We start from the raw sequence: 24,022 nt of genomic DNA, 5'->3' as shown, positions 1-24,022 counted from the left end.
GCAAACGGCTCCATGCATGACCAGTCACCTCATCATGGCTTGAAACCCGCTCCACCTCCATGAAGTTGTTGGTCTGCATGATAGGACGAGCGCACCAACGGACCGGACGCGACGTTCTTGAAACCCATGCGCGCACCTTCCTCGGCGAACCAGGCAAACACGTCCGGGTGCACGAAACGCTGCACCGGCAAATGGCTGCGCGATGGTTGCAGGTACTGGCCGAGGGTGAGCATGTCGATGTCGTGCTCGCGCATGCGCTGCATGACTTCGATGACTTCCTCGTCGGTTTCGCCCAGGCCCAGCATCAGTCCGGACTTGGTCGGCACCCTCGGCACCCGTTGCTTGAAGTTCTGCAACAGGTCCAGCGACCACTCGAAATCCGAACCCGGCCGCGCAGCCTTGTACAAGCGCGGCACGGTTTCCAGGTTGTGGTTGAACACATCGGGCGGCTCGTTCGCGGTGATCGCCAGGGCGACGTCCATGCGCCCGCGATAATCCGGCACCAGGGTTTCCAGTTGAATGCCCGGCGACAGCTTGCGGATCTCGCGCAGGCAATCGACAAAGTGTTGGGCGCCGCCATCGCGCAAATCGTCGCGATCCACCGAAGTGATCACCACGTACTTCAAGCGTAATTCGGCAATGGCCACGGCGAGGTTGGTCGGCTCGTCGACGTCCAGTGGTTTCGGGCGTCCATGGCCGACATCGCAGAACGGGCAGCGGCGGGTGCAGATGTCGCCCATGATCATGAACGTTGCGGTGCCCCCGGAAAAACACTCGCCGAGGTTCGGGCAGGAGGCTTCTTCGCAGACACTGTGCAGCTTGTGTTTGCGCAGCAGTTGCTTGATGCGGTCGACCTCCGGGGAAATCGGCATGCGCACGCGAATCCAGTCCGGTTTGCGCGGGAATTCGTCGGTGGGAATGATCTTCACCGGAATCCGCGCAACCTTTTCTGCGCCGCGCAGTTTGGTGCCGACTTCTACTTTGGCATTCATGATGCTTTCCTTGTGCAACCGGGAGCAGAACCTGTGGGAGCGGGCTTGCTCGCGAAGGGGCCGTGTCAGTCGGCATCAATATTGACTGACACGCCGCCTTCGCGAGCAAGCCCGCTCCCACAAGGGTTTTTGTGTTGTGTAGTCAGTCGCGGTAGACCGGGAAGTCGGCGCACAGGGCGGCGGCCTGGCGGGCGACGTTGGCCTCGATATCGGCATCGCCGAGGTGATCGAGGATGTCGCAAATCCACCCGGCCAACGCGATGCTCTGGGCTTCCTTGAATCCACGGCTGGTGATCGCCGGTGTACCAATGCGCAGGCCCGAAGTCACGAACGGCGATTGCGGATCGTTGGGCACGGCGTTCTTGTTCACGGTGATGCCGGCGCGACCCAGTGCCGCGTCAGCGTCCTTGCCGGTCAGGCCCTGACGGATCAGGCTGACCAGGAACAGATGGTTGTCGGTACCACCGGACACCACGTCGTAACCGCGCTCGATGAAGACTTGCGCCATGGCCTGGGCGTTGCGAATCACCTGCTCCTGATAGGTCTTGAACCCCGGCTCCAGCGCTTCCTTGAAGCACACGGCCTTGGCCGCGATCACGTGCATCAACGGGCCGCCCTGACCACCGGGGAACACCGCGGCGTTGAGCTTTTTCTCAAGTTCCGGATTGGCCTTGGCCAGGATCAAACCGCCGCGTGGGCCGCGCAGGGTCTTGTGGGTCGTGGTGGTGACCACGTCGGCGTACGGCAACGGGTTCGGGTACAGATCGGTGGCCACCAGCCCGGCGACGTGGGCCATGTCGACGAAGAAGTACGCGCCCACCTTGTCGGCGATCTGGCGGAAGCGCGGGAAGTCCAGTGTCTTCGAGTAAGCGGAGAACCCGGCGATGATCATTTTCGGCTGGTGTTCAACGGCCAGGCGCTCGACTTCGTCGTAGTCGATCAGCCCGGTTTTGGTGTCGATGCCGTACTGCAAGGCGTTGTACAGCTTGCCGGAAAAACTCACCTTGGCGCCGTGGGTCAAATGGCCGCCGTGGGCCAGGCTCATGCCCAACACGGTGTCGCCCGCTTGCAGCAACGCCAGATAAACCGCCGCGTTGGCCTGGCTACCGGAATGGGGCTGGACGTTGGCGTAGTCGGCGCCGAACAGCTGTTTGGCGCGATCGATGGCCAGTTGCTCAACCACATCGACGTGCTCGCAACCGCCGTAGTAACGCTTGCCTGGATAACCTTCGGCGTACTTGTTGGTCAGGCCGCTGCCTTGCGCTTCCATCACCCGTTGGCTGGTGTAGTTCTCCGAGGCGATCAGTTCGATGTGATGCTCTTGCCGTGCGTCCTCGGCATTGATCGCCGCCAGCAGTTCGTCGTCGTAGCCTTTGATCTGGTCGTGCTTGCTGAACATGGTGTGGTCCTTGTGTGGAAAGGGAGGGCTTCAAGCGTCGGCGTGTTCTGCGGTCAGGCGTTCATAGGCGTCTTGGTCCAGCAAATCGCTCAACGCTTCGACATCGACCGGTTTGAAGCGAAAGAACCAGCCTTCGCCCAAGGGGGCTTCGTTGACCAATTCCGGGGTGCTCTCCAGCGTGGCGTTGATCTCGACCACTTCACCGTCCAGCGGCATGCCGATGCTGCTGGCGGCTTTCACCGATTCCAGCACCGAGACTTCAGCACCGGCATTGAAAGCGCCTAATTCGGGCACCTGAACGAACACCACATCCCCCAATGCCTGCTGGGCAAACGCGGTGATGCCGACAGTGACCAGGCCATTGCTCTCAAGACGCAACCATTCGTGATCGACGGTGAAACGCAATTCGCTCATATCAACTCCTTATTGTTTTTAGGCTCGCGGCGGGGCAACGAGTGGGGTTGGGGGAGTGATAGCAAGGGCGGTGCCAAGGTTGATTATTGGTTTAAAATCAATTGGTTGAAGATATTTTTTGAGGCGGGGGGCGATTGCGGTTGTATTGAAATCAATACGGTCGGGCAGGGATGTAGGCGTGGACGCCGTCATTGTAGTGCGTACAGGGTTTTGTTTTGAATTCGTTACGGTGTATCGATTTTCAGACAGTAACGTCGCGCCTGGATGTAGGAGCTGCCGAAGGCTGCGATCTTTTGATCTTGATCCGATGAGTATCGCTGAAAATCAAGATCAAAAGATCGCAGCCTTCGGCAGTTCCTACACAGAGCAAAAAGCCGTTAACCGCTTCAGGGCTTGGAAGGAATCCCGTACTTACGTAACCGAATCGCAATGGCGCTGTGCGAAGTCTGCAACCGCGCCGCCAGCAATCGACTGGACGGATAGCTGCGGTAAAGCTGTTCCAGCAGGTTCTTTTCGAAGTCACCCACGGCTTCTTCCAGGCTGCCGACTTCGCCGTCGTTCTTGCGCTCCACCGCTGTGCGCGCGATGTCCAGGTCGTCGATGTCCACCAGTGGGTTTTCGCAAATCGCCGCTGCACGGAAGATCACGTTTTGCAGTTGCCGCACGTTGCCCGGCCAGCGGTTGCCGAGCAGGGCGGGGAAGGTGCTTGGCGCCAGGCGGCAGACCGGGCGCTGGATCTGTGCGCAAGCCTGCTGCATGAAGTGATTGGCCATCAACAGGATGTCGTGACCGCGTTCGCGCAGCGGCGGCACTTGCAGGTTGAGCACGTTGAGGCGGTAGAACAGGTCTTCACGGAAATGCCCTTCGCTGACCATTTTTTCCAGGTCGCGGTGGGTCGCGCTGAGGATGCGCACGTTGACCTTGACCTCACGATCGCCGCCGACCCGACGGAAGCAACCATCGCTCAGAAAACGCAGCAACTTGGCTTGCAGGTACGGCGACATTTCCCCCACTTCGTCGAGGAACACCGTGCCCTGATCGGCCAGTTCCAGCAGCCCGAGTTTGCCGCCGCGTTGCGCGCCGGTGAAGGCGCCGGGGGCGTAGCCGAACAGCTCGCTCTCGGCCAGGCTTTCGGGGAGCGCCGCGCAGTTCAACGCCAAAAACGGCGCGTCCCGCCGTCCGCTGATGGCGTGACAGGCGCGGGCCACCAGTTCCTTGCCGGTGCCGGTTTCACCCTGGATCAGCAATGGCGCATCGAGCGCTGCCACACGCTGGGCGCGGGCCTTGAGTGCGCGAATCGGCGGCGACTCGCCGAGCAGTGCGTCGAACCCTTCGGCGTGATCGTGATGCAGCGCCGAGAGGCGTTCGCCGATGCGGTTCGGTTGATAGAGCGTGAGCAGGGCGCCGGCATCGGTGACCGGCATGGCGTCGAGCAGCAAGGTCTGGCCGCCAAGGCTGACCTCGTGCATCGGCAGGCGGAAATGGTGGGCGATCAGGCTGCGTTGCAGATCAGGATCATCGAACAAAGCGCTCAGCGATTCCCCGGCCGGTTCACGACCGCACAGGGCGATCAGCGCCGGGTTGGCCAGCAGCACGTGACCGCGATCATCCACCGCCAGCACCGGGTCAGTACTGGCCGCCAACAACGCGTCGAGTTGCAAGTGCCGACGCTGGCCGGGAAGGATGTCGACCACCGTCACCGCTTGCACACCTTGCACCCCGAGAAAGGCTTCGCGCAGTTCTTCCATCACATCGGCGTCGAGGGTCGGCGCATCGATGTAGACGTTCGGCGGCACCATCTCCACCGCGTCCAGATTGAAACTGCGCCCGCCCAGCAGGGCCAGCACTTCCTGGGTAATTCCGACGCGGTCGATGAAGGTGACGTGGATGCGCATGACAGGCCTGCAAGGTGGGCGAACTGAAATCAGTATGCAGGGCGAAATTTGAATTTGGCGAGCGTCACGTTAGCCGTTGGCGGTTTTACGGGCGCTGGCGGCCAGGTCCTCAAGGAACGCCTGAAGGATCGGCGGCGGTGCCACGCCGCGCCGGGTGATCACATCGAACGGCGATTTCAGGCGCAGGCTGTTCGGCGCGAGTTGGTGCATTTCGCCGCTCTTGACCCATTGCGCGGCGAAGTGCTCCGGCAGAAAACCCAGGTAGGCACCGGAGATGATCAGGATCGCGGTGGCTTCGATGTTGTCCACGGTGGCCGCCGCCTTGCTCACGCCCAAGTGTTCGAGGTCGTATTGCTGCATGTAGCCGCGCACCACGATGCGGCTGGCCGCGACTTCTTCGAGCAGTTCCTGGCCTTCGGCCTGGCTGCCATGCAACGGGTGACGCCGCCCGCAATACAAGCCCAAGGCTTCCTGGTACAGCGGTGATTGCAGCAGCCCCGGCAGATGAATCGGGAAGTGCCCGATGGCCAGGTGCAAACGGCCGTCGAGGACCCGTTCTTCGAGTTCGGCCGGGGTGCCGACGTACACGTTCAGGTGCACATCGTGGCCCCGGGAAACGAAGCGCTGGGTGGTGCGCGGGATTGGCGAATCCGGGTCGGTGATCGTGGTGTCGATGATCCCCAGGTTGAGCTTGCCGCTGATGTGCTGCTTGAGCACATCGGCGTCCATGCAGAAATTTTCCACCGCCGACAGCAAACGTTGGGTGGCTTCATGAATCGCCACGCCTTGTTCGGTCAAGCGGAAGCCGCTGCGCCCGCGCTGGCACAGCTTGACCCCGAGCCGGGTTTCCAGATGGGTCATCTGTTCGCTGATGGTCGACTGCCCGGCATTCAACGCTGCTTGCGCCGCGGAAAACCCGCCGCAGCGGACAATCGTGGCAAACACCCTGAGCAACTTCAGATCGACATCGTGCAGTTGAATCACCTGGAACCTCCCGCCTGTGGATGCATCGGTAATGCCGATATGAGTATCTGATGTTTAGCATTTTTTCCACGAAAAGCTGCGCCCATAGTCTTTCCAACGGCGGTCGCCTTGCAGTCCGCCAGGCCGATAACAAGAAGTGGAGAGGCTAGAAATGTCGAACAACGGTTATGAATCCGGTCGTCTGAACCTGCCATTCGTAGGTCATTGCACCTTTGGCAAATCCCCGGTGTGCACCGATTGGGATGCACTGGATGCCGACGTCGCGGTACTCGGCGTGCCCAACGACATGGGCACCCAGTGGCGCTCCGGTGCACGCTTCGGACCACGCGGGATTCGTGAAGCATCGACGCTGTTTTCCTTCGGCCACGCCGGCGCCTACGACCACGAAGATGACGTGATGTACCTCACCGCGTCAGACGTGCGCATGGTCGACGTTGGTGATGCCGATATCGTCCATACCGATATGGTCACCAGTAACAAGAACACCGAATACGCCGTGCGCAAGATCCTCGATGCCGGCGTGATGCCGGTGGTACTCGGCGGCGATCACTCGGTGCACGCGCCGGTGATCAAGGCCTTCGAAGGCCGCGGTCCGATCCACATCATTCACTTCGATGCACACCTGGATTTCGTCGACGAACGCCACGGCGTGCGCTACGGCCACGGCAACCCGCTGCGCCGCGCATCGGAAATGAACCACATTGTCGGCATGACCCAAATGGGTATCCGCAATGTTTCGTCGTCCAACCGCGACGACTACGAAGCGGCCCATGAAGCGGGCTCGAAAATCCTCTCGGTGCGCGATGTGCGTCGCCTCGGCGTCGAGGGTGTGCTGGCGCTGATCCCGCAGAACATCAACTACTACATCACCATCGACATCGACGGTTTCGACCCGTCCATCGCCCCAGGCACAGGTACCCCGAGCCACGGCGGCTTCCTCTACTACGAAGTGCTGGAAATCATCCAGGCCCTGGCCAAGCGCAGCAAAGGCAACATCGTCGGCATGGACCTGGTGGAAGTGGCGCCGGTGTACGACCCGACCGGCATGACCTCGATCCTCGCCGCGCAACTGCTGCTCAACAGCATCGGTTTCATTTTCCACGAGCGAGGCAAGGTGCGGGCGGCCGCCGAAAGTGAATCGGCGCTGGCTTAAGAGCTGAGCCTGAACATCGAAACCACAAAAACCCGGCAGGACCTGACTGCCGGGCAGAGAGAATAAAATGGACACGATCGTCAAAAGTTACCTGCAGAAATTCGGCGTCAGCGAAGCCACCCAGACCTTCCTCAGCAAGGTCCAGAAAATGTTCATCGGTGGCGCCTGGGTCGAATCCAGCAACGGTGAAACCTCCGATGTGATCGAACCGTCGACCGAAGGCCTGATTACCCGCATTCCCATGGGCACCACCGCTGACCTGGACCGCGCCGTGCAAGCCGCACGTGCGCAGTTCGACGGCGGCGCCTGGCGTCAGGCCAAACCGGCGGAACGCGAGCGCATGATGCAGCGCCTGGCCGACCTGATCGAACTGAACGCCGCTGAACTGGCAGAGATCGAATCGATCGACATGGGCAAATCCGTGGCCTTCGCCAAGGACGTCGACATCCAGGGCACCGTCGATACCCTGCGTTACTTCGCCGGTTGGGCCACCAAACTGCATGGCCGTACCGTCGAGCCTTCGCTGCCGGGCAACTACCTGGCCTATACCCGCAAGGAAGCGGTCGGTGTGGTGGGCGCCATCGTGCCGTGGAATTTCCCGCTGCAAACCATGGCGTGGAAGCTCGGCGCGGCGCTGGCGACCGGTTGCACCGTGGTGGTGAAACCCGCCGAGCTGACGTCGTTGTCGGCCTTGCGTTTCGCGGAACTGGTGCAGGAAGCGGGCATCCCCGATGGCGTGATCAACATCGTCACCGGGCGCGGCAGCGTGGTCGGTGCGGCCATGGCCATCCATCCCGGCATCGATAAACTGACCTTCACCGGTTCGACCCCGGTCGGCCAGACGGTCGGCCGCGCCGCGCTGGATGACATGAAGCGACTGACCCTCGAACTCGGCGGAAAATCACCGGTCATCGTCTGCGCCGACGCCGACATTCCGGCCGCTGCGCAAGCGGTTGCCAACGGTGTGTTTTTCAACTCCGGGCAGGTATGCGACGCCGGTACACGGGCCTATATTCATAGCAGTGTCTACGACGAGTTCCTGCGCGAGCTGATCGCCTACACGCGCACCCTGAAAATGGCTCCGGGCCTGGACCCGGAGTGCTTCATCGGCCCACTGGTTTCGGCCCTGCAAAAGCAGCGGGTGACCGAGTACATCGAAACCGGCAAGGCCGAAGGCGCCGAACTGGTCTACGGCGGCCAACCGGTCGATGGCCCTGGCTTCTTCGTCGAGCCGACCATCTTCGCCAACTGCCGCAACGACATGCGCATCGTCCAGGAAGAGATTTTCGGCCCGGTGCTGGTCACCGCAGCGTTCGACGATGAGGAAGAAGCGCTGGCCCTGGCCAATGACTCGCCTTATGGCCTGGCTGCCGCGCTGTACTCCAATGATCTAGGCAAGGTGCATAGCCTGATTCCACGCCTCAAAGCAGGCTCGGTCTACGTCAACGCCCACGGCACCCTCGACCCGTCGATGCCGTTCGGTGGCTACAAACAGTCCGGGTTCGGCAAGGACCTGGGCGCCGAGCAGCTCGATTACCTGCTCGAAACCAAGGCTGTGTGGATCACGCTGCCAGCCTGACGCCTGCCCCTGTAGGAGCTGCCGCAGGCTGCGATCTTTTGATCTTGACCTTGAAAAAAACAAAATCAAAAGATCGCAGCCTGCGGCAGCTCCTACAGGAATCGAGGAATTATTCGCCAATCGAGAACGGCATGGAGGCCCACGGGAGTCGTTCACCCGAAAGAACGCGGTTATCTCGTCATGATCTTCCAACAATAAGAGTCCATCATGAACACTAACGCCAAGTCAGCCACGAGCGTGTCCGCCCTCGATGACAAGTCCGTCGTCGAGGGGCATTCCATTGACTTCATCCCCGAGAACGAGCGTACCGACAAGCTGTCGAGCCAGGGCCCGTTCTGGTTCCTCGGCAATTTCACCTTCTTCACCATGACCATCGGCTTCGTCGGCCCAAGCGTCGGTCTCACCGCGCTGTGGACCACGCTCGCCGGCACGCTGGGCATCATGTTCGGCACGCTGTTCATGGCGTTTCACGGTTCGCAAGGTCCACATCTTGGCTTGCCGCAGATGATCCAGTCGCGGGCGCAGTTCGGTTATCGCGGCGTGATCCTGGTGCTGCTGGCGACGCTGTTCGTGTTCGCCGGATTCAACATCGTCAATCTGGTGTTGATGATGCAAGGGTTGCACACGCTGTTCGGATTCAATCCCGCCGTGATCGCGGTGGCGGTGACCATTCCGGCAGCAGTGCTGGCGATCCTCGGTCACGACTGGATGCACCGCAGCTTCAAATGGGCGTTGTACCTGTCGCTGCCGCTGTACGGTTTGGTGACCCTGGCGGTGGTGATGGGCTGGGTGCCGGATGCCGTGTTGCCGGCACTCGCCGAAGGTGAAGTGGCCCGCGAGCCGTTGGGCTTCAACTGGACCGGTTTCATCGCACAGTTCGCGGCCGCTGCCAGTTACAACATCGCCTACGCCCCATACGTTTCGGATTACTCGCGTTACTTGCCGAAGAACACCTCCAGCGGCAAGTTGATTGCGGTGGTGTTTCTCGGAGCTTCGTTGTCCGGCGCGTGGATGATTTCCGTCGGTGGCTGGCTGGCCGATCACCTGCACTCCACTGACGTGCTGGTGGCGCTCGGGCAAGTCGGTAACACCGTGTCGCCACTGATGGGCACGGCGGTGGTGGTGATCACCATTCTGGCGTTCCTGCCGGTGATCGCGATGAACATCTACAGCGCCAAGCTGACCACGCTGACCTGCGTCGACTCGATCAAACACATCGAACCAACGCGCAAGGCGCGCATCCTGGCCATCGCCTTTGTGATCCTGCTGCAACTGGGCGTGGCGCTGAGCATCCAGAGTTCGGGCAAAGGCCTTTCGGTGCTGGGGATCTACCTGGTGGTGATGCTGTACTTCCTGGTGCCCTGGACCTCGGTCAACCTCACCGACTACTTCTTCGTGCGCAAGGGCCGCTACGCCATCCCGCATTTCTTCATGCCCCACGGCAACATCTACGGCAGCTGGGGCCTGCGCGGCATCGCCGCCTATGCCATCGGCTTCATTTCGATGATCCCGTTCTTCTACATCTACGACGGCGTTGAACAGCGCGAGGTGTACGTCGGCCCGCTGGCCAAGGCGCTGGGCAGCATCGACATCGCCTGGCTGGTCGGGTTGATCGTCTCGGGGCTGGCGTACTACTGGCTGAGCCGCTCGATTGACCTTAAACGCGAAGAAGTCGTGATCCAGCAGATCGAAAAGACCTCCCCGCAATACACCACCGGCGACACGCTGACCCACAAACAGCAACCATTGCCGGTATTCACTGAATCGACGGTCGGGAGATAACCATGACCACGCAGAGAATGACCACGCACAGCATGACCACGCAAAAATACGACTACATCATCATTGGCGCAGGCTCGGCGGGTTGTGTGTTGGCCAACCGCCTGAGCGAAAATCCCGCCACCTCGGTGCTGGTGCTGGAATTCGGCGGCAGCGACAAGAGCGTAGTGATCCAGATGCCCAGTGCCTTCTCGATCCCGATGAACACCAAGAAGTACAACTGGCGCTATGAGACCGAGCCTGAGACTTACCTCAACGGCCGACGCATTCACTGCCCTCGGGGCAAGGTGCTGGGCGGTTCGTCGTCGATCAACGGCCTGGTCTACATCCGTGGTCACGCGTTGGACTTCGACGAATGGGAATCTCTCGGCGCCCAGGGCTGGGGCTACAAAAATTGCCTGCCATACTTCAAACGTGCCGAAAGTTATGAGTCGGGTGGCGACAGCTATCGCGGGCAAACCGGGCCGCTGCACACCACCAACGGCAACCACATGAAAAATCCGCTGTACGGGGCCTGGGTCGAGGCTGGTGCCGAGGCGGGCTACATCAAGACCGAAGACTGCAACGGCTACATGCAGGAAGGTTTCGGCGCGATGCACATGACCGTGAAAAACGGCGTGCGTTGCTCCACCGCCAATGCGTATCTGCGCCCGGCGATGGGCCGCCCGAACCTGACCGTGATCACCCACGCCATGACCCGCCAGATCATCCTCGAAGGCAAGCGAGCGGTGGGGGTCATGTATGACCACGGTGGCCAGACTCACCAGGTGTATTGCAACCGCGAAGTGCTGATTTCGTCCGGGCCGATCGGTTCGCCGCACCTGTTGCAACGTTCCGGCATCGGCCCGGCGGAAGTCCTGCGCAAGGCCGGGATCGGCGTGCGCCACGACCTGCCGGGAGTAGGGGAGAACCTGCAGGACCACGCCGAGGTGTACATCCAGTTCGGCTGCAAGGAACCAGTGACGCTCAACAGCAAGATGGACCCGCTGAGCAAGCTGATGATCGGTCTGCGCTGGCTGCTGTTCAAGGATGGCCTGGGCGCTACCAACCACTTCGAGGCCGGTGGTTTCATTCGCTCGGAGAAGGGCCTGCGCTGGCCGGACATTCAGTTCCACTTCCTGCCGGCGGCGATGCGCTACGACGGCAACAAGCCGATCAAGGGCCACGGTTTCATGGTGCTCACAGGTCCTAACAAACCGAAGAGCCGTGGCTATGTGCGGGTGCGCTCGGCCGATCCGTATGAACATCCGGAAATCCGCTTCAACTATCTGCAACGCGAAGAGGACCGCGAAGGCTTCCGCCGCTGCATCCGCCTGACCCGCGAGATCATTGGCCAGAAAGCCATGGACCGTTTCCGCGACGGCGAAATCGCCCCTGGCGAGCTGGTGACCAGCGATGAAGACCTCGATGCGTTCGTGCGTGAAAACCTCGAGAGCACGTATCACCCTTGCGGTTCGTGCCGCATGGGCGAGGACGACATGGCGGTGGTGGATTCCGAGTTGCGGGTGCATGGCATCGCCGGGTTGCGGGTAATCGATTCCTCGGTGTTCCCGACCGAGCCGAACGGCAACCTCAATGCGCCGACCATCATGCTCGCCGAACGCGCCTCGGATCTGGTGCGTGGCGTGAAGATGCTGCCGGCATCGGATGTGCCGGTGGGGTTGGTGGAGAACTGGGAAAACAGCCAGCGTAATGGCTTGCCGGGGCGTAACGTGCGGGTCTGATTGCAAAAAAAAACATCCGGACGCGACCCGAACCTGCGGCAGCTCCTACAGGGGAATGCATTCCAATGTAGGAGCTGCCGCAGGCTGCGATCTTTTGATCTAGGCTGTAAAGCCTTGAGACCGCAATGGAGCATCCTCATGGCTATTCAGGCCTTGCGCGCAGACGCATCCCACATCGACAAAATTGCCCCGTTGTTCGACGCCTACCGGGGGTTCTACCTCCAGCCTTCGAACCTGCCGCAATCGCGCGCGTTCATCGCCGAACGCATCACCCGCGACGAATCGGTGATCTTCTATGCCGAGGACGCCGACGGTGAAGCCTTGGGTTTCGTGCAGATGTTCCCGACTTTTTCCTCCATCGATGCGCATCGCACCTGGCTGCTTGGCGATCTGTTCACAACGCCCGCCGCCCGTGGCAAAGGCGTCGGCACGCTGCTGATGAACACCGCCCGCGACTTTGCCCGATTGGCCGGCGCCAAGGGCATGACCCTGGAAACCGCCACCGACAACGTCAGCGCCCAGCACCTGTACGAGTCGCTGGGTTACGTGCGCGATCCGGGTTACTACACCTATTGTCTGGATCTGAAACAGGGCTGATGGCGGTCAGGGCAAGTGGGGTCTAGGCTGAAAACTCAGCCCAGGAAAGTGCGCAGGCCAGGAGCGGTATCCATGAAAGTCGATATGAGTATTTTCGGCCTGTTGTTCACCCTGGCCGTGATTCCCGTCGCTCACGCCGAGGACCCGCCAGCCGCCGAGAACACGCCTTTGATTAACCCGCAGGTGGTCGACAAGGTGATTGACATGGGCAATTACCTGCGCAGCCTGAAAAGGTTTCAGGTCGACGCCGAAATTACCAGGGACTCGGTGCTCGAATCCGGACAAAAGATCAAAACCGAGGCCGTGACGACGCTGAAAGTGGTCGGCCATGATCGGCTGTATGCCAAGACTGAGGGCGATGTCAGGACCCGGGAGTTCTTCTACAACGGCAAGAAACTGACCCAGTATTCGCCGTTCCTCAAGTACTACACAACGGTCGATGCTCCGCCGAAAGTATCTGAAACCTTGCACCGGCTCGAAGACTATTACGGCGTTCAGGTGCCCATGGAAGACCTGTTCCTGTTCGGCAGCGATCAATCGCAGATCGATGCCCTGAAGGAAGCGCTGTACGTCGGCCCATCGACGATCAACGGCAAGCTCTGCGATCACCTGGCGTTCCGGCAGCAGGGGATCGACTGGCAGCTGTGGATCACCCGCGCCGAAAAACCGTTGCCGTGCAAACTGGTGATCACCACCACCGACGAGGCGAGTTTTCCGGAATACAGCGCGGTCTATCGCTGGAACCTCAAGCCGGACATCAAGGATTCGATCTTTACCTTCAAACCGGGCAAGGGCGATGTCGCCATTCCTTTGAAGAAAGCCAGTGACAAGGGAGGGGAATGACATGAACAGCGCAATGTCGTGCAGCCTGTTGTTATCCCTGGTAACCGCTTCGGCGCTGACCATCGGCCTGATTGCCGAAGCCGACGCCCGGCCCATGCGCGCCCAAGGGCATGCCAGGGCTTCGGTAAACCGTCCACCGCCACCCAGTGCGCCACGGGCGCAGCGCATCAACACCGGCAACACGCAACGGGCCACCCGGGTCAACGCCAACAACCGGGTCAACTCTGGTAACCGGGTCAATGCCGGCAACAACGTGGGCAACCGCACCAACATCAACAACAGCACGCACAACCGTAACGTCAATCGCAACGTCAACATCGACAACCACCGCGACGTCGACATCGATGTCGATGGGCACGGTCGGTACGGCTACGACGATCACTACCATCCGATCGCCACCGCAGCGGCGGTTACGGCCACGGTTGCCGTGACCGCCGCCGTCGTCGGTTCGATCATGACCCCGGCGCAATTGCCCACCAACTGTGTGCAGGTCATGCAATACAACACGGTCTACATGCAGTGCGGCTCGACGTGGTATCAGCCGCAGTATCAAGGAAGCGACGTGACTTACGTCGTGGTCAATGCGCCTTGAGGCCGATCAAGCGTGTTGCGCTTTCGGCTCACCGAATACGGGCCGGAAGAAACTGCGCTCATAGCTGAGGATGCAGCGGGTTTCTTCGGCGTATTTGAACGCGGCGATGCACGCCGGGTCGTTCATCGAGTCTTGCCGGTAGTGTTCATACGCCGCCAGGCTGGGGAACGTGAACATGGCGAGGGCGATGTTGTTGGCGCCTTCGGACGGCAGGAAATAGCCGTGATGCTGGCCGCCGAATTTCTCCACCAGCGGAATCCACAACTTGCCGTAATGCTCGAACGCGTCGAGCTTGTACGGATCGAGCACATATTTCAGGTAGCACGTAACCATCGGTTTTCTCTCTGACAGGGTTAAAGGTTTTCAGCCGCCCGGATCACCCGCGCCGTGATTGGCGGTTGATCCTGATCGCTGGCATCGCGCTTGAGCCATTCGGCCGGTGGCAGGCCCACCACGTTGAGGAAGGTTCGGGAGAACGAGGCTTGCGAACTGTAGCCGACCGTTGCGGCGATCACCTTGATCTGCACCCCTTCGCGCAACAGGTCCTGGGCCAGTTTCATGCGCCACGCCGTGACGTAGCCCATGGGTGAAATGTCCATGATCCGGGTGAAGCACGCCGAGAATTTCGAGCGCGACATGTTCGCCAGTTGCGCCAGTTTCTCCACAGTCCAGAGCGCCTCGGGCTCTTGGTGAATATGGTTGAACACCGCCCCGAGGCGTCCGTCCTGAAGGGCATAGAGCAGGCCGCTGGAAATCTTTCCTTCCACCACCGAACGCCGCACCAGCAGCACGAAAATGTATTCGAGCAGCAGGTTCAAAGCCTTGGTCCGGCCGGGGGCCTGATCCTCGAATTCACCGATCAGGCTGCCGATCAACGGTGCGAGGTTTTCCAGCTCCCTGAACGGAAACACCAGGGTTTCCTTGAGCCCGAGCGGGAAGGGTTGCAGGGAGTTACGGCCGAACTGGAACGAAGCGCAGATCAGTTCGGCTCCGTCGGCTGTACTCGATCGCAGCTGGTAACGGCAACTGCTGGGGCAAAACAGCACGCTGGGCTCGCTGATGGAAATCTTCGGTAGCCCCGGCTGCACCATGTCCATGCCGCCGCGACTGATCACATGGATAAACGCCATGCCCGGCGGTTTGTCGAGGACCAGCGTGCCGTCCACATTACCTGTGAAAAACAGTCGCCCCTGCAAATGTGTGCGTTCGAAGAATTCGGAAAGAATGTCCATTTAGAGACGCCCGGGTAAAGACGCTGTACGTCCTGGCAAAAGGGGAGCAGGGCGCGACCGTAGGATGAAGTTCTCGCCGATGGTAACCAACACCCCTCCCGGGTGCCACGGCGCAGAGTGATTTTTCTTGTCCACGTCCGGAGTCCACCGTCATGAGCAACGATCCGATTCGCACCGCCCCCCAGTACGCTGACCCGGCAGAGCCTGCGCTGCCGGATCCGGGCATGAAGCTTGACCTGTCCCGCGCCGCGCTGGTGGTCATCGACCCGCAGATCGACTTCCTCAGCCCCGAGGGTGTGAGCTGGAGCGTCTTCGGCAAGAGCGTCGTCGAGCATGACGTGGTCAACCACCTCGGCCAATTGTTTGCTGCCGCCAAAGACGCGGGCATCACCGTCGCGGTGTCCCCGCATTACTACTATCCGTGCGACCACAAATGGCAGTTCGGCGGGCCGCTGGAAAAGGTCATGCACAGTATCTGCATGTTCGATCGCAAGGGCCCGCTGACCCTCGACGGTTTCGAAAACTCCGGCGCCGATTTCATGCCCGAGTTCAAGCCGTACATCCTCGACGGCAAAACCATCATCGCGTCGCCGCACAAGGTCTACGGCCCGGAAACCAACGACCTGGCGCTGCAACTGCGTAAGCATGGTGTGTCGCAAATCATTCTGGCGGGCATGGCGGCGAACCTCTGTGTTGAGTCGCACTTGCGTGAACTGCTGGAGCAGGGCTTTGAAGTCGCCGTGGTGCGTGATGCCACCGCCGGCCCGACTACCCCTGAAGGCGATGGTTACCTGGCGGCGCTGATCAACTACCGCTACATCGCCAACGGCCTGTGGACCACGGCGCAAACCCTGGACTATCTCAAGGCCTGATCAAGCCGCGTCTACAGGCTTGGCGAGGACTGCGTCCTCGAACGCAGCCTCGCAGGCTCGGCAGCTGCTACGGAGTGAGCTGATCCAAATTCCTCTGTAGCAGCTGTCGAGCAACGCGAGGCTGCGTCCTGGCTACTCCCGGGCGGCGCGGGCAAACTCGATGAATGCTTTGAGCGTCGCCGGCACATGTCGGCGGCTCGGGTAGTAGAGGTGCAGGCCCGGGTAATAGGGACACCAGTCGCCCAGCACCTGGATCAGGCTGCCATCGGCGATTTGCGCCTTGACCATGTCTTCGAAGATGTATGCGATGCCAACGCCCTGCAACGCCGGGCCGACCATAAGGCTTACGTCGCCCAAGGTCAGCGGGCCGTCGATTTCGATTTCCTGGGCAATCCCGCCCCGTTCGAACTCCCAGCGATACAGCGTTCCACTGGGGAAACGGTGACGGATGCACGGCAGGCCATGCAAGTCCTCGGGTTTTTGCGGGATTGCATGCCGTTCGAAGAACGCCGGTGAGGCAACGACCACCGAGCGCATGTAGGCGCCGATCGGCAGCGAAACCATGTCGGCCTCCAGTCGCGCACCAAAGCGCACGCCGGCATGAAAACCTGCCGCCACCACATCGACCAGGCCGTCGTCGGCCACGATCTCCAGTTTCACGTCCGGGTAGGCCTCCAGAAACCGTGCGGCCAGCGGCAGCACCACCAGTTCCGCAGCCTGGCGCCCGGCGGTGATCCTCAGGTTGCCGGAGGGTTTGTCGCGAAAGCTGTTGAGGTCTTCAAGCGCATCGTCGATGTCGCGGAACGCCGGTTTCAACCGCGCGAAAAGACGCTCGCCAGCCTCAGTCAGGCCGACGCTGCGGGTGGTGCGGTTGAACAGGCGCACGCCGAGCCGATTTTCCAGAGTGCGCACCGAATGGCTCAGGGCGGAAGGCGTCAGCGCCAGTTCCACCGCCGCGCGGCTGAAGTTCAGGTGGGTGGCCACGCTCAGGAAGGTCGAGAGATCTGCCGCCGAAGGTGCTTTCATCTGTGAATACCTTTCACAAAGCCATGCAAAATTATTGGGATTATCACATCAGTAGTGGAGTTTTAAAGTTGCGTCAACTCATCAAGAAGGCCCGGCAATAACGCTCGGGTCGCTGACAGGAGGAGTTGAAATGCGTACTTGGTTGATTACTGGAGCTTCCCGTGGTTTTGGTACCCTCATCGCAGAACGTGCTCTGCGTGCCGGCGACGCGGTGATTGCCACCGCCCGTAAACCTGAAGAAGTCATCGCCAAACTGGGCGACCATCCCAACCTGCTGGCCGTGCGTCTGGACGTGACCCGCGAAGAAGAAGCGCATCAGGCGGTCGCAGAAGGCATCAAGCGTTTCGGCCGAATTGACGTGCTGATCAACAATGCCGGTTTCGGCGTGTTGGGAGCGGTGGAAGAAACCAGTGCCAGCGAGACCGAGCGTCTGTTCGCCACCAACGTTTTCGGCTTGCTCAACGTGACCCGTGCGGTACTGCCGCACATGCGCCGCCAGCGTTCCGGGCATGTGATCAACATCTCTTCGATTGGCGGCTATCAGGCCTACATGGGCTGGGGTGTCTACGGTTCGACCAAGTTTGCGGTGGAAGGCATCACCGAGGCACTGCATCAGGAACTGGCACCGCTGGGCATCCATGCCACCGTGGTGGAACCGGGCTTTTTCCGCACCGATTTCCTCGACGAGCAATCGCTGGTCAAGACTGCGCTGGAACTGCCGGACTACGATGAAACCGTAGGTGCGATGCGCAAATATGCGGAGGCGGCCAACCATGCGCAGCCAGGTGATCCGGTGAAATTTGCCGAGGCGATGTTCGCCCTGGTCAATGCGCCGAAACCGCCACAGCGACTGGCGCTGGGCAGCGATACCATCGCGCGCATCGAAGCGAAGAACCGCTTCGTCGCGCAGGAGCTTGCCGAGTGGAATGAACTGGCACTGTCCACTGACTTCAAGGACTGAAGTCAAACGCAAAACCCTGTGGGAGCGAGCTTGCTCGCGATGGCGTCAGGTCAGTCGACATCAATGTTGAATGACAATCCACCATCGCGAGCAAGCTCGCTCCCACATTGATTTGCGGTGATTCAATTAATTACCGCTCAGCGACATTCCATGCAGAAGTAGGGCATGACATCGGAGCTGGCATCGTAGCCGTTGCTGCCATCGGCATAGTGGTTTTGCCGCAACCGGTCAGAACCGCCTTCTGCTACGCGGGTGCCGCGCATCGAGTTGTAACCACCCGCTGCAACACTGTTTTGCTTCAGCCGATCGGAACCGTCAGAAGCCAGTTGCCGCTCTCTGAGACGATCGGCGCCACCTTCGGCAAGCTGCCGTTCTTTCAGGCGATCGGCGCCGCCTTCGGCCAGTTGTCTTTCCTTGATACGGTCGGCCGCACCTTCGGCCACGTTGTGGGCGTCGGTGTTGGAATCCGCTTCGGCAGCTTGAGAATTCGCTGCGATAAAACCGAGGGCCGAAAACAGGGCAATGCCTAAAGCAAGCTTGGTGGTGTTCATCATGGGGCACCTGGTGAATGATGTGTGTGTTCAGCTAACGATCTTAATGGGCTGAAAAAACACGTCACTTATGCGTAGGTTGTCCCGGTGAACATCTAGGTGTCAGGCATTCATACCTCTGTATGGCCGGCATTGCGCAGTTCAAAGACTTCGGTTTGAAGGTCAGGCATGATCAAATGGCCGCCATTTTTTGCGGTAGGCAATGGCTGATCTGGAGCGGTAGGAATGAACAAAGCGGCCGTGATGACGCTCGTCTTGAGCCTCGGGGCAAGTCTATTGGGCGCACCCGCGAATGCTGCCGGTGACGCTGAGGCGGGCGGCAAATTGTTCAAACGGGTCTGTGGCGGCTGCCATCAGGTCGGCGAAGGGGCGCGGCCTTTTTTTGGGCCGCAACTGAACAATGTGATTGGACGGATTGCCGGCAGCACCTCTGACTACCAGTATTCGGATGCCATGAAATCTTCGGGCGTCGTCTGGACCCGGGAAAACCTCGCGGCGTATATCGAGGATCCGAAGGCCGTGGTGTCGGGGACGCGGATGATTTTCTGGGGGATAAGCGATCAGGAAAAGATCGATGATTTGCTGGCGTATTTGCAGACTTTTCAGGCGCCGTGAGATCGCATTCAAACAATAACAATGTAGGAGCTGTCGAGCGAAGCGAGGCTGCGATCTTTTGATCTTGCTTCTAAAAAAAAAAGTCAAAAGATCGCAGCCTCGCTTCACTCGACAGCTCCTACAGGGGAGTGTGTGTATCCGCGATCAGCCTTACCGACGTAATTTCGCGCAGTGATCCTGCTCCGGTTGCGCGGCGGTGTACCACACGTAATCGGCGCTTTCGGCTGTCACGGTCTTGCCCGCTTCGGCCAGCACCAGCACCGCGTTGCCCTCGCCAGCGCCGAGGTCTTTCAGGTGCAGCGGCACACCGAGGTCCTTGCGCACATGGAACGCCCCGGCCAGCAACACGGCCGGAGTCGGTGCAGCTAAAAGGCGCTCGGCCATGCGTCGGTCACGCTGTTGTTGGACGGCGAGCATCGCTGGCATCTGCGTTTCAGGCAGCAAGCCGCAATGGGATTCGCGGATGTCTTCCAGCAAAGTCGCTTGCACCTGTTGCGTGGTGGACGCTTCGCCGCTGAGGGTCGGACGCTGTTTGTAGATCTGCATGATCTGCGACCGATCGAGGTTGGCCGACAGCAGCGGGTAGGGTTGGCGCAGGGCGTAAGTGACAATCGCACCGTAAACGCCCCAATCCCAATTGGCTTGCCAGGACAGCGCCTGATAAGCGTCGGCCGGTGGCTGACCGGCACGAGTGGCGGCCTGCGCGGCGTCGACTTTCGCCTGTTGGTCGGGATTGAGCATTTCCATCAGCAGACTGCCTTGCGGACGTTGCACCGCCAGTTGGCGCAGCAGCCACAGTTGCACGGCATGGTGATCGGGGTTGTCGTGTTGTTCACCGACCAGTACCCGTGGCGCAGCAGCCAGACGCTCGACCAGTTCTTGCAGGGTGAGGGTGCGGCCGGTGGCGAGTTCGCGGATCACCCCGAGATCAGCGTGATCGCGACCTTGCGGGGCGATCGGTGTCGGTGGCGGTGCGACGTAATGGGATTGGCAGGCCGCCAGCAGGCTGACCAGGCATAACAGCAGAATGCGCATCGGTTTTCCTTATTAGACGGTGGCCCCTCGCTCGCGACGGCGGGAGGGGGCGGGTATCAGCGCGCGATAATCAATGGGTGGCCACGTTCCGGGTGTTGGTGAATCAGCACTTGCAGCCCGTACACCGCTTCCAGCGCTTTGGCGGTCAAGACTTCATCTGGCGGACCGTAGGCGTGAGGTCGGCCGTCCTGCAACAGCAGCAACTGATCGCAATAGCGCGCCGCCAGATTGAGGTCGTGCAGGATCACCAGCACCGCCGCACCGCGCCCGGCGAAGTCGCGCACTGCTTGCAGGATGGTGTGCTGGTGCAGCGGATCGAGCATCGAGGTCGGCTCGTCGAGCAGCAGAATCTGCCCCTCGGCACCCGGCCACAGCTGCGCAAGCACTCGCGCCAGATGCACGCGCTGGCGCTCGCCACCGGACAAGGCCAGATAGCTGCGTGCGGCCAGGTGCAAGGCGTCGGCGGCACTCAGTGCCTCGGCGACGATTTCGGCATCGCGCACGCGACCGCTGGCATGGGGCAAGCGACCCATGCCCACCACTTCATTGACCGAAAAGGCGAAGTTCAGGCTCGAACTCTGCGGCAGTACCGCCAGGCGTTTGGCTCGCTCCTGACCGGGCCAGTCAGCGAGCTTGCGCTCGTCGAGGCTGACCGTGCCTTCGCTGATCGGCAGTTCATCGCACAGGACGGCGAGCAGGGTACTTTTACCGGCGCCGTTGGGACCTAAAACGCCAAGGACTTCGCCCGGACGCAACTCGATATCGATGTCGGCCAGCACGGTGCGACTGCCGCGCCGCACCAGCAAGTTGTTTGCCCGCAGCATCAGGAACGACCTCGCACCAGCAGATAAAGGAAGAAGGGTGCACCGATGAGTGCGGTGACGATGCCGATCGGCAACTCGGCCGGCGCCAGCAACAGGCGGGCGACCAGATCGGCCAGCAACAAAAGGCTAGCCCCGGCGAGCAAGGAGGCCGGCAACAACACCCGATGATCCGGACCGACCAGCAGGCGCATCAGGTGCGGCACCACCAGACCGATGAAGCCGATCAGGCCCGCCGCCGCTACGGCGGCACCGACGCCCAGCGCCGTGCACAGCACCAGTTCGAGTTTGATCCGCTCGACGTTAAAACCCAGGTGACGCGCCTCCGATTCGCCCAACAGCATCGCATTCAACGCTGCCGCGCGACGCGGCAACCACAACGCTACGCCCACCGCCACGATCAGCAATGGCCACAAACGCGGGTAGCTGGCGCCGTTGAGGCTGCCCAGGTTCCAGAAAGTCAGGGTGCGCAACGTGGCGTCGTCGGCCAGGTAGGTGAACAAACCGACCCCGGCACCGGCCATGGCCGTCATCGCCACGCCCGCCAACAACATGGTGGCGACGTTGGTCTGGCCGTTGCTGCGGCCGAAGCGATACACCACCGCCGTGACGATCAGGCCACCGACGAAGGCGCAGACCGACAGCAGATACGGCTCGATGGCCGACGGCAAACCGCCCAGCATGCTGCCACCGACAATGGCGAAAGCCGCGCCGAGAGCCGCGCCACCGGACACGCCGACCAGACCCGGGTCTGCCAACGGGTTGCGAAACAACCCCTGCATCGCCACGCCCGAGAGAGCCAGTACCGAACCGACCGCGATGCCGAGCAAGCTGCGCGGCAAGCGGATCTGACCGAGGATCAGTTCCGCCTGTTGCGTGTCGCCACCGTCAACGGGCATCCCGAGCAAGCGCAACCCGGCCAGCAAGGTATCGCCCAGCGGCAGGCTGACCGGCCCGAGGGCCAGGGACAGCCAGAACACCAACACCAACAACAGACCCAGGGTAATCAGCATCGGCCGTGGCCGAACGATGGCTGTCATCGGTTGCTCTCTGTTGTTTTGGCAGCCATCTGCATCTGAGCGCCTGGATAGAACACCAGCCCTGTTTCGGTACGCATCAGGATTTTTTCCTTGGACGATCAAACCTTCGAGCGGGTGATGATGCCACCGACGCTCGGCTTGCGCACACGCTACAGTGGTAACGAGCACTCATCCTGCGTACAAAATCGATCGACTGTGGGAGTGAGCTTGCTCGCGATGACGGTGTACCAGTCGCCATTGAAGGTGACTGATACTCCGCTATCGCGAGCAAGCTTGCTCCCACAGGTCATTCAAATTGCTTGTCGATTGTCGCCAGTGCCTCAAGACTCCCAGTTTTTCCGGTGAGCCGGTGCGCCCAAGGGTGAACCGGTTGCGCCGCCATCCACGACAATCTCTGCACCCACCACATTACTTGAATCGCTGGAGGCGAGGAACAGCGCCACCGTGGCGACTTCTTCGGCTTCGCCAATGCGACCCAAGGGAATGGTCGTCACCAATTTCACTTCCAGTGCATCCATGGCTGCCGAACTCGACGCGAGCGGGTTCCATACCGGCGTGCGTGCGGCGCCGGGTGTGATCTGATTGACCCGAATCCCTCGCGGGGCGAACTCTGCTGCCATGACTCGCGTCATCGAGCGGACCGCGCCTTTGGTCGCTGCGTAAGCGCTGTAGCCCGGCCAGCCCATGTCAGCGTGAACCGAGCCATTCAAAATGATCGAGGCACCGGGATTGAGGTGTGGCTCAGCAGCCTGCACGGTAAAAAAAGTGCCGGTGAGGTTAGTCTGAATGATGCTTTGGAAGGCCTCCAGTGTGGTCCCGCCGACGGGCGTCAGGCCGGCGATTCCCGCATTGGCGAATATCACATCCAGTTTGCCGAACACCGCGACGGCCTCGGCCACGGCGCGTTCGATCTCTTTCACATCGGTCAGATCGGCCTGGATGGCCAGCAGGTTCGGACCTAACGCTTCGCGCGCTTCATCCAGGGTTTTTTGACTGCGGCCGGTGATAGCCACTTTTGCGCCTTCGGCGATGAAAAGCTTTGCGGTCGCCAGGCCCAGGCCGCTATTGCCGCCGGTGATGAATGCCGTTTTTCCAGCCAGTTTCATGGGGGAATTCCTATTGTTTAGGTTTCATTATGCAACCATTGAGGCCCGTACAAAGGTGTGCCTGGCACTGGCGTCAACAGATTGGAATCGGGTTTGTGGTTTTATAATAAAACCAACGGTTGTGATTATTAGCACCAGAGGTTGTATTATGCAACCATTGACTGGAACGCGTGATGTGCGCCAACACGGCAATTTTTAGTGGAGATAAATGAGGTGAAACGCAAAAGCTTGCAGGGTGATCCATGCCCGGTTGCCCGGTCCCTTGATCTGATCGGCGATTGGTGGTCGCTGTTGATCATTCGGGACGCCCTTGCCGGCACGCGGCGATTCAGCGATTTTCAGAAAAGCCTGGATGTCGCGAAAAACATTTTGAGTACCCGGCTTAAAGGCTTGGTGGCGCAAGGTGTGATGGAAATGCTCCCGGCCGCGGATGGCAGTGTTTACAAGGAATATGTGCTGACCGAGAAGGGGCGTGCGTTGCAGACAGTGCTGATTGCGCTGTCGCAGTGGGGCAATGAATTCATGTACGAGCCGGGCGAACTCGGGTCGGTCATGGTCGATGCGAAGAATCGCAAGCCAATTCAGAAACTGGAACTGGTTGCGGCCGATGGACGACATCTGGCAGCGGGTGAGGTGGCGACGAAATTGGGTGTCCCGCACTGAATTTTTGAATCCACTGATGATCCTGTGGGAGATTCTATGGTTGAGGGGAAGCCCTCAACCTGCTTTCGGTTGGTATTCACCTTGCCCTTTTAGCAGTGCAAATACGATCCGGGCAAGCTTGCGAGCCAGTATCACCAGGGCCTGCGTGG

At 60.6% G+C, this 24,022-nt stretch carries 24 protein-coding genes and 1 pseudogene; 11 read left to right on the top strand and 14 right to left on the bottom strand.

Translation table 11 applies throughout. From position 1 onward, the window contains the following. Positions 1–32 precede the first annotated feature (32 nt). The 5 genes from lipA to ACM110_RS13560 form a co-directional block, all read right to left on the bottom strand. Positions 33–992 carry a lipoyl synthase gene (gene lipA, locus ACM110_RS13580; RefSeq protein ID WP_416128163.1) on the bottom strand — a complete coding sequence of 320 codons (960 nt, stop codon included), beginning with the start codon at positions 990–992 and terminating at the stop codon, positions 33–35. Positions 993–1,134: 142 nt separating this feature from the next. Further along, positions 1,135–2,391 carry a serine hydroxymethyltransferase gene (gene glyA / locus ACM110_RS13575; protein ID WP_416128162.1) on the bottom strand — a complete coding sequence of 419 codons (1,257 nt, stop codon included), beginning with the start codon at positions 2,389–2,391 and terminating at the stop codon, positions 1,135–1,137. A 30-nt stretch (positions 2,392–2,421) separates the two neighbouring features. Next, positions 2,422–2,805, bottom strand: coding sequence for a glycine cleavage system protein GcvH (gene gcvH, locus ACM110_RS13570; protein WP_416128161.1), 384 nt, complete (start codon positions 2,803–2,805; stop codon positions 2,422–2,424). 386 nt (positions 2,806–3,191) lie between these two features. Continuing rightward, positions 3,192–4,700 (bottom strand): sigma-54-dependent transcriptional regulator, encoded by a 1,509-nt coding sequence (locus ACM110_RS13565; protein WP_416128160.1) that lies wholly within the window; start codon positions 4,698–4,700, stop codon positions 3,192–3,194. A gap of 69 nt (positions 4,701–4,769) precedes the next feature. Next, positions 4,770–5,684 carry a LysR family transcriptional regulator gene (locus ACM110_RS13560; protein ID WP_338581833.1) on the bottom strand — a complete coding sequence of 305 codons (915 nt, stop codon included), beginning with the start codon at positions 5,682–5,684 and terminating at the stop codon, positions 4,770–4,772. Positions 5,685–5,835: 151 nt separating this feature from the next. Here ACM110_RS13560 and speB point away from each other — a divergent pair, with 151 nt between their 5' ends. The 7 genes from speB to ACM110_RS13525 all read left to right on the top strand — a co-directional run bounded on the left by speB (position 5,836) and on the right by ACM110_RS13525 (position 13,951). Continuing rightward, on the top strand, positions 5,836–6,837 hold the full coding sequence (speB, locus tag ACM110_RS13555) for an agmatinase (protein ID WP_416128159.1): 1,002 nt from the start codon (positions 5,836–5,838) through the stop codon (positions 6,835–6,837). 67 nt (positions 6,838–6,904) lie between these two features. Further along, positions 6,905–8,416 (top strand): aldehyde dehydrogenase family protein, encoded by a 1,512-nt coding sequence (locus ACM110_RS13550; RefSeq protein WP_416128158.1) that lies wholly within the window; start codon positions 6,905–6,907, stop codon positions 8,414–8,416. A gap of 207 nt (positions 8,417–8,623) precedes the next feature. Further along, positions 8,624–10,198: a purine-cytosine permease family protein gene (locus tag ACM110_RS13545; RefSeq protein ID WP_416128157.1), complete on the top strand. Its 1,575-nt coding sequence runs from the start codon at positions 8,624–8,626 to the stop codon at positions 10,196–10,198. Between the two features lie 32 nt (positions 10,199–10,230). Continuing rightward, a complete protein-coding gene (betA, locus tag ACM110_RS13540; RefSeq protein WP_416128337.1) occupies positions 10,231–11,919 on the top strand; it encodes a choline dehydrogenase in 1,689 nt (562 codons plus the stop codon). A 138-nt stretch (positions 11,920–12,057) separates the two neighbouring features. Beyond that, positions 12,058–12,516 (top strand): GNAT family N-acetyltransferase, encoded by a 459-nt coding sequence (locus ACM110_RS13535; protein ID WP_416128156.1) that lies wholly within the window; start codon positions 12,058–12,060, stop codon positions 12,514–12,516. Positions 12,517–12,588: 72 nt separating this feature from the next. After that, on the top strand, positions 12,589–13,359 hold the full coding sequence (locus ACM110_RS13530; protein WP_416128155.1) for a DUF2092 domain-containing protein: 771 nt from the start codon (positions 12,589–12,591) through the stop codon (positions 13,357–13,359). 1 nt (position 13,360) lies between these two features. Further along, positions 13,361–13,951, top strand: coding sequence for a hypothetical protein (locus ACM110_RS13525; RefSeq protein ID WP_416128154.1), 591 nt, complete (start codon positions 13,361–13,363; stop codon positions 13,949–13,951). Between the two features lie 6 nt (positions 13,952–13,957). Here the strand turns inward: ACM110_RS13525 and ACM110_RS13520 are convergent, their stop codons facing one another. After that, complete coding sequence (locus ACM110_RS13520) at positions 13,958–14,284, bottom strand: NIPSNAP family protein (protein ID WP_416128153.1); 327 nt, start codon at positions 14,282–14,284, stop codon at positions 13,958–13,960. A gap of 20 nt (positions 14,285–14,304) precedes the next feature. Then, a complete protein-coding gene (locus ACM110_RS13515; RefSeq protein ID WP_416128152.1) occupies positions 14,305–15,183 on the bottom strand; it encodes an AraC family transcriptional regulator in 879 nt (292 codons plus the stop codon). A 152-nt stretch (positions 15,184–15,335) separates the two neighbouring features. Here ACM110_RS13515 and ACM110_RS13510 point away from each other — a divergent pair, with 152 nt between their 5' ends. After that, on the top strand, positions 15,336–16,055 hold the full coding sequence (locus ACM110_RS13510) for a cysteine hydrolase family protein (protein ID WP_416128151.1): 720 nt from the start codon (positions 15,336–15,338) through the stop codon (positions 16,053–16,055). A gap of 132 nt (positions 16,056–16,187) precedes the next feature. Here ACM110_RS13510 and ACM110_RS13505 read toward each other — a convergent pair whose 3' ends face one another. Further along, complete coding sequence (locus tag ACM110_RS13505) at positions 16,188–17,081, bottom strand: LysR family transcriptional regulator (protein ID WP_416128150.1); 894 nt, start codon at positions 17,079–17,081, stop codon at positions 16,188–16,190. A 130-nt stretch (positions 17,082–17,211) separates the two neighbouring features. On the opposite strand from ACM110_RS13505, the gene ACM110_RS13500 reads away from it, so the two are divergent. After that, positions 17,212–18,042 carry an oxidoreductase gene (locus tag ACM110_RS13500; protein ID WP_416128149.1) on the top strand — a complete coding sequence of 277 codons (831 nt, stop codon included), beginning with the start codon at positions 17,212–17,214 and terminating at the stop codon, positions 18,040–18,042. A 137-nt stretch (positions 18,043–18,179) separates the two neighbouring features. On the opposite strand, the gene ACM110_RS13495 is transcribed toward ACM110_RS13500, so the two are convergent. Beyond that, a complete protein-coding gene (locus ACM110_RS13495) occupies positions 18,180–18,593 on the bottom strand; it encodes a hypothetical protein (RefSeq protein ID WP_416128148.1) in 414 nt (137 codons plus the stop codon). Positions 18,594–18,818: 225 nt separating this feature from the next. Between ACM110_RS13495 and ACM110_RS13490 the strand changes: the two genes are divergently transcribed. Then, positions 18,819–19,208 (top strand): c-type cytochrome, encoded by a 390-nt coding sequence (locus ACM110_RS13490; protein ID WP_416128147.1) that lies wholly within the window; start codon positions 18,819–18,821, stop codon positions 19,206–19,208. Positions 19,209–19,358: 150 nt separating this feature from the next. Here ACM110_RS13490 and ACM110_RS13485 read toward each other — a convergent pair whose 3' ends face one another. The 4 genes from ACM110_RS13485 to ACM110_RS13470 form a co-directional block, all read right to left on the bottom strand. Then, complete coding sequence (locus ACM110_RS13485) at positions 19,359–20,243, bottom strand: ChaN family lipoprotein (RefSeq protein ID WP_416128146.1); 885 nt, start codon at positions 20,241–20,243, stop codon at positions 19,359–19,361. A gap of 56 nt (positions 20,244–20,299) precedes the next feature. Further along, positions 20,300–21,067 carry a heme ABC transporter ATP-binding protein gene (locus ACM110_RS13480; RefSeq protein WP_416128145.1) on the bottom strand — a complete coding sequence of 256 codons (768 nt, stop codon included), beginning with the start codon at positions 21,065–21,067 and terminating at the stop codon, positions 20,300–20,302. Beyond that, on the bottom strand, positions 21,067–22,050 hold the full coding sequence (locus tag ACM110_RS13475) for a FecCD family ABC transporter permease (protein ID WP_416128336.1): 984 nt from the start codon (positions 22,048–22,050) through the stop codon (positions 21,067–21,069). Before ACM110_RS13475 ends, ACM110_RS13480 begins: the two co-directional genes overlap by 1 nt. A gap of 374 nt (positions 22,051–22,424) precedes the next feature. Beyond that, positions 22,425–23,210, bottom strand: coding sequence for an SDR family oxidoreductase (locus ACM110_RS13470; RefSeq protein ID WP_416128144.1), 786 nt, complete (start codon positions 23,208–23,210; stop codon positions 22,425–22,427). 213 nt (positions 23,211–23,423) lie between these two features. Between ACM110_RS13470 and ACM110_RS13465 the strand changes: the two genes are divergently transcribed. Beyond that, complete coding sequence (locus ACM110_RS13465) at positions 23,424–23,873, top strand: helix-turn-helix domain-containing protein (RefSeq protein WP_338581814.1); 450 nt, start codon at positions 23,424–23,426, stop codon at positions 23,871–23,873. A 54-nt stretch (positions 23,874–23,927) separates the two neighbouring features. Here the strand turns inward: ACM110_RS13465 and ACM110_RS13460 are convergent. After that, positions 23,928–24,022: pseudogene (locus tag ACM110_RS13460) on the bottom strand (IS110 family transposase); the annotation flags it as partial.

It is taken from the genome of Pseudomonas sp. NFX98 (genome assembly GCF_047784845.1).
Taxonomy (GTDB): Bacteria; Pseudomonadota; Gammaproteobacteria; order Pseudomonadales; family Pseudomonadaceae; genus Aquipseudomonas.
The sequence above is the reverse complement of the archived record's forward strand: the minus strand, read 5'-3'. Positions and strand labels throughout refer to the sequence as shown.

What these genes read in the sequence shown, in the direction of transcription:
- ACM110_RS13525 (WP_416128154.1), top strand. Translation starts at nt 13,361, where the DNA reads ATGAACAGCGCAATGTCGTGCAGCCTGTTGTTATCCCTGGTAACCGCT.
- ACM110_RS13530 (WP_416128155.1), top strand. Translation starts at nt 12,589, where the DNA reads ATGAAAGTCGATATGAGTATTTTCGGCCTGTTGTTCACCCTGGCCGTG.
- ACM110_RS13490 (WP_416128147.1), top strand. Translation starts at nt 18,819, where the DNA reads ATGAACAAAGCGGCCGTGATGACGCTCGTCTTGAGCCTCGGGGCAAGT.
- ACM110_RS13565 (WP_416128160.1), bottom strand. Translation starts at nt 4,700, where the DNA reads ATGCGCATCCACGTCACCTTCATCGACCGCGTCGGAATTACCCAGGAA.
- ACM110_RS13480 (WP_416128145.1), bottom strand. Translation starts at nt 21,067, where the DNA reads ATGCTGCGGGCAAACAACTTGCTGGTGCGGCGCGGCAGTCGCACCGTG.
- ACM110_RS13510 (WP_416128151.1), top strand. Translation starts at nt 15,336, where the DNA reads ATGAGCAACGATCCGATTCGCACCGCCCCCCAGTACGCTGACCCGGCA.
- ACM110_RS13545 (WP_416128157.1), top strand. Translation starts at nt 8,624, where the DNA reads ATGAACACTAACGCCAAGTCAGCCACGAGCGTGTCCGCCCTCGATGAC.
- ACM110_RS13505 (WP_416128150.1), bottom strand. Translation starts at nt 17,081, where the DNA reads ATGAAAGCACCTTCGGCGGCAGATCTCTCGACCTTCCTGAGCGTGGCC.
- ACM110_RS13515 (WP_416128152.1), bottom strand. Translation starts at nt 15,183, where the DNA reads ATGGACATTCTTTCCGAATTCTTCGAACGCACACATTTGCAGGGGCGA.
- speB (WP_416128159.1), top strand. Translation starts at nt 5,836, where the DNA reads ATGTCGAACAACGGTTATGAATCCGGTCGTCTGAACCTGCCATTCGTA.
- ACM110_RS13500 (WP_416128149.1), top strand. Translation starts at nt 17,212, where the DNA reads ATGCGTACTTGGTTGATTACTGGAGCTTCCCGTGGTTTTGGTACCCTC.
- ACM110_RS13550 (WP_416128158.1), top strand. Translation starts at nt 6,905, where the DNA reads ATGGACACGATCGTCAAAAGTTACCTGCAGAAATTCGGCGTCAGCGAA.
- ACM110_RS13495 (WP_416128148.1), bottom strand. Translation starts at nt 18,593, where the DNA reads ATGAACACCACCAAGCTTGCTTTAGGCATTGCCCTGTTTTCGGCCCTC.
- betA (WP_416128337.1), top strand. Translation starts at nt 10,231, where the DNA reads ATGACCACGCAAAAATACGACTACATCATCATTGGCGCAGGCTCGGCG.
- gcvH (WP_416128161.1), bottom strand. Translation starts at nt 2,805, where the DNA reads ATGAGCGAATTGCGTTTCACCGTCGATCACGAATGGTTGCGTCTTGAG.
- lipA (WP_416128163.1), bottom strand. Translation starts at nt 992, where the DNA reads ATGAATGCCAAAGTAGAAGTCGGCACCAAACTGCGCGGCGCAGAAAAG.
- ACM110_RS13470 (WP_416128144.1), bottom strand. Translation starts at nt 23,210, where the DNA reads ATGAAACTGGCTGGAAAAACGGCATTCATCACCGGCGGCAATAGCGGC.
- glyA (WP_416128162.1), bottom strand. Translation starts at nt 2,391, where the DNA reads ATGTTCAGCAAGCACGACCAGATCAAAGGCTACGACGACGAACTGCTG.
- ACM110_RS13535 (WP_416128156.1), top strand. Translation starts at nt 12,058, where the DNA reads ATGGCTATTCAGGCCTTGCGCGCAGACGCATCCCACATCGACAAAATT.
- ACM110_RS13520 (WP_416128153.1), bottom strand. Translation starts at nt 14,284, where the DNA reads ATGGTTACGTGCTACCTGAAATATGTGCTCGATCCGTACAAGCTCGAC.
- ACM110_RS13485 (WP_416128146.1), bottom strand. Translation starts at nt 20,243, where the DNA reads ATGCGCATTCTGCTGTTATGCCTGGTCAGCCTGCTGGCGGCCTGCCAA.